Raw genomic sequence first — 4,080 nt, 5'->3', positions numbered from 1 at the left:
ATGGACTATAATTATCTAATAAAGAAGCGTTATTGTCAGATATTTGTTGCGTAAACTTTTCTAGAGCTTTAGCTTTATCTTCAAACTCAATTTCTTTAACACCAGAAATATTTTTTAATTCTTGTCCTATATTTTCTTGCTGCTCATTACTTATATCATCTTTCAAAAATACATTTATTTCAATTTGTGACTGTACATTATTTATTCCTATGTTTACATTTTCCATTATTATAAGAAAAATACCCAATATAAACAATGTTATAGTTACAGTAATAGTGGAAGCTAAACTTATTGTTATATTTCGTTTCAAACTATTTAGTGCATCAATAATGTAATATTTAAATGTATTAATTATCATCATAAGTCCCCCTAATTTCGTCCCTTATTATTGTTCCATTCTCAATGGCAATGACCCTCTTCCTCATTGAATCAACAATGTCTTTTGCATGAGTGGCCATGAGTATTGTAGTACCACTTTTATTAATAGTAATAAGAGTCTCCATTATTCCCATAGCAGTTTCGGGATCAAGATTACCTGTTGGTTCATCAGCAATTAGAACTTTAGGATTATTAACAATAGCCCTGGCAATTGATACTCTTTGCTGTTCTCCACCAGATAGTTGATTTGGAAATGATTTGAATCTACTAGATAATCCAACTAGTGATAATGCGATAGGCACTTTCTTTCTTATATCTTTGGTATTAGCACCTGTAACTCTTAAGGCAAAAGCCACATTTTCGTAGACATTGAGGGTTTGGATTAGTTTAAAATCCTGAAAGATTACACCTATATTTCTTCTGTAAAAGGCTATTTGACTTTTCTTTAAATTAGTTACATCAGTATTATTAAGAATTAAGTTACCTTGAGTTGGCTCAATTTCTTTAAAAAGCATTTTTATTATAGTTGACTTACCAGAGCCACTTGAGCCTACTAAAAAAACAAATTCACCTTTTTTTATTGTCAAGCTAACATTGTTAAGAGCTAATGTATTGTTGTCATATACCTTTGTAATATTTACAAATTCAATCATTAGTATTCCTCCGATTATAAATTATTTTAGTTATAGTTTAATGAATTAACTTTTATAAAATTGTTTTTTGCAATATTATATCTTATTTTTATGAAGAAATTATGTGTTTTTATATGGAAAGTATACCAAGAGGAATCTTCATAATTTCTACACATTTTTAGTGTACTATTTTAAATAACTTTACACATGAGAATATAATATTATTCTACAAGAGGAGAGATATGATGAAAAAAACATCAAGAACTGTTATGTTTGCAGTTGCATTAGCTTTAGTAACACAAATATCAGTAGTTGCAGCACCAATATCTAGTCAAACACAACAAAGTCAATCGGAGCAAAATAAAGCTTCATTGAAAGCAGCGCAAGACAAAAGAGAAGAACTTGAATTAAGTATTGAAAAGCTAGATAATCAAATTGAAGAGTATATGATGAAAATCGAAGAAAATAAGAAGAGTATGGCTAAAACAGAAAACGATATTAATACTACAAAGAAACAAGTTACTCAAGTTGAAGAAGAAGTGAAAGATCAGCAAAAGATACTAGATCAAAGAGTTAGAGCTATGTATATAAGTGGACAATCTAATTATCTCAAGATTTTATTAGATTCAGAAAACTTTAGTGATTTAATAACAAAAGTAGAAGCTGTAAGAAAGATAATTGGTATTGATAAAAAAATAATAAGTGACTTAAATGATAAGAAGTCAGAAGTGGAAAGTAAAAAAGCATCTCTTGAAATTCAGTATAATGATTTACTTGCATTAAAGAGTGAGAATGAAGATAAGTTAACGAATTTAAATACTAATATAGTGGATCAAAAGAAACTTATTGAAGAGGTTAAAACTCAAGAAACGCTATTTGCATCAAAGGTAGATGGATCTCAAGAATTAGTAAATACAAGTATAAAAGAAGTAAATAGAATAAGAAGCAAAGCGCCTAGCATTAAGCCATCAAGAGGTACAAGATCTGCACAAATTTCTGATGATAATATAGTAGCATATGCTTCGAATTTTTTAGGAACTCCGTATCTTTGGGGAGGGGCAACTCCTTCAGGATTTGATTGCTCAGGATTCACTCAATATGTATATGCTCATTTTGGAATTAAGCTTGGAAGAACAACTTATGATCAAATAAATGATGGATATGAAGTTTCAAAAGATGAGCTGCAGCCAGGGGATTTATTATTCTATGGCAAGGGTGGTAATCCTACTCATATGGGAATGTATGTGGGGAATAATACATATATTCACGCTCCGAGAACTGGAGATGTGGTAAAAATTTCATCAATAGATAGACCTGATTACATTACTGCAAGAAGAGTTAAATAATTTGAATTTTGTTCTACACATTCTCTATCACAAAGTAATAAAAAATGTTTATGGATATTTTGGGGAATAAAGATGGTAAGACTAAGAAAAAGTGTATTAAATAAATTTATAATCATCTAGGAACGTTAATATCAGATATTTTTAGGGAAACTTTACTTATGACAAATTGTTCTAAAGTTGTCTTAAAAGCATATAAAAATAAAAGCGTTCAAACTAGAGATTATGATTCTAATAGGGTTAGGGTTATAAGAAAAAAGTATAAAAAAGAGAGCAGAAAACATTGAAAATAGACATTTGAGAAGGTCTATGATTTTACGTTTATGCTCTTTTTGCGCTTAAAACTTATTTTATATGAGGGTGATTATTTCGGTAATTTTAGTTGAAATTGCTATACTTATAGTTTAAGAGAAAGGAAAAAATAATAAGTTATTAATTTGAAAAGATAATACATATGCAACTTTTAATATCTTTAAGTGGGATAATAAAGTGATGATATAGTGATATATTTAAAAAAATATAAAGAAAAGTTAATGCTGTTATTACTACTATTTCTATAATTTATATTGTGAAAAACATAGTTAAAAGTTGTTAATTTTATTGACAAAATAAAGTAATGATGCATATAATGAATATATGAACAAGTATTCATATGTACGTGCGAGGAAGGTGGTAGTTATGGAAAATAATAAGATTGAAACGTGTAATTGTACAATAATTCATGAAGATATAGTTAATAAAGTTAAAGAATGTATACCAGAAGAAGAAACTTTATATGATTTAGCAGACTTATTTAAGGTGTTTGGAGATTCAACAAGAATAAAAGTATTATGTGCACTATTTGAAGCAGAAATGTGCGTGTGTGATATAGCAGCATTACTTGGAATGACTCAATCTGCTATTTCACATCAATTAAGAGTTTTAAAACAAGCAAGGCTTGTAAAATACAAAAAAGAGGGTAAAGTAGTTTATTATTTATTAGCGGATGAACATGTTAAAAGGATTTTTGATCAAGGATTAATTCATATATCAGAGAAAAATTAAATTTAAAATGGAGGGAAAAATTGTGGCAAGTAATATAAAAATAGTCGAGGATAATATTAATTTAAATAAAAACAATATTAAAGAATTAAAAATAGAGTTTATTTTAAAAGGACTTGATTGTGCAAATAAATTGAACAAAAATTGAATGGGTTAGAAGGAATCAATTCTGCAAATGTAAATTTCTTGACTAAAACATTAGTATTAGAACTAAAAGAAAATGACAAAGTAGATGAATTAATAGAAAAAGTAAAAAATGCTGTAGTAAATATTGAATCACTTTTTAAGGTTATAGAAAAAGGAATTGGCAAAGTTTCAAAAAAAAGAGATTCTTCTTGAAGGATTATGTTGTGCTAATTGCGCACAGAAATATAAGAGTTCCCAATGTGATAATTAATAAAAAATAAGCTTATCTTATTGACTTTGGTCTTGCAAGATTAATAAATAATGATAGGTATACACCTTCAGTAGATTTTTCACATTTGGGTCACTTATTTCTTATTTCTTAATTTTTATTATTTTTCTTTTGAGAAAACTAATAAAAAATCAAAACTATGGTATATTGAATTAAAATTATTAACTAGTGAAGTTAATTTTTAAAAAAAGTTATTGTGATTAGATAATGCATATAAAAGTATTAATGAAGTGAAACGAGATTTTGAAGAATTAAAAATGTAGTAGTATAA

Annotated in this window: 6 protein-coding genes; 4 read left to right on the top strand and 2 right to left on the bottom strand. The window is 27.5% G+C overall.

Translation table 11 applies throughout. The annotated features are described in order from the left end of the window. Both IAI10_RS24415 and ftsE read right to left on the bottom strand, forming a co-directional pair. Positions 1-358: permease-like cell division protein FtsX (locus IAI10_RS24415; RefSeq protein WP_315675919.1), on the bottom strand; the 358-nt coding region annotated here is incomplete at its 3' end. Continuing rightward, a complete protein-coding gene (ftsE, locus tag IAI10_RS24410) occupies positions 348-1,031 on the bottom strand; it encodes a cell division ATP-binding protein FtsE (protein ID WP_315675918.1) in 684 nt (227 codons plus the stop codon). The genes IAI10_RS24415 and ftsE, both read right to left, overlap by 11 nt. 221 nt (positions 1,032-1,252) lie before the next feature. On the opposite strand from ftsE, the gene IAI10_RS24405 reads away from it, so the two are divergent. The 4 genes from IAI10_RS24405 to IAI10_RS24390 all read left to right on the top strand — a co-directional run bounded on the left by IAI10_RS24405 (position 1,253) and on the right by IAI10_RS24390 (position 3,733). Continuing rightward, the gene (locus tag IAI10_RS24405) at positions 1,253-2,356 is read left to right on the top strand and encodes an NlpC/P60 family protein (protein ID WP_315675917.1); all 1,104 of its coding nucleotides are present in this window, start codon (positions 1,253-1,255) and stop codon (positions 2,354-2,356) included. Positions 2,357-3,031: 675 nt separating this feature from the next. Then, a complete protein-coding gene (locus IAI10_RS24400; protein WP_315675916.1) occupies positions 3,032-3,397 on the top strand; it encodes a metalloregulator ArsR/SmtB family transcription factor in 366 nt (121 codons plus the stop codon). Between the two features lie 22 nt (positions 3,398-3,419). Then, complete coding sequence (locus IAI10_RS24395; RefSeq protein ID WP_315675915.1) at positions 3,420-3,542, top strand: hypothetical protein; 123 nt, start codon at positions 3,420-3,422, stop codon at positions 3,540-3,542. Beyond that, a complete protein-coding gene (locus IAI10_RS24390) occupies positions 3,539-3,733 on the top strand; it encodes a cation transporter (RefSeq protein ID WP_315675914.1) in 195 nt (64 codons plus the stop codon). Before IAI10_RS24395 ends, IAI10_RS24390 begins: the two co-directional genes overlap by 4 nt. The last annotated feature ends 347 nt before the right edge of the window (positions 3,734-4,080 follow it).

This window comes from Clostridium sp. 19966 (assembly GCF_032335695.1).
In the GTDB taxonomy this organism is placed as follows: Bacteria; Bacillota; Clostridia; order Clostridiales; family Clostridiaceae; genus JACTOJ01.
Note: the sequence above shows the minus strand (reverse complement) of the source record. Positions and strands in the feature narration are given on the sequence as shown.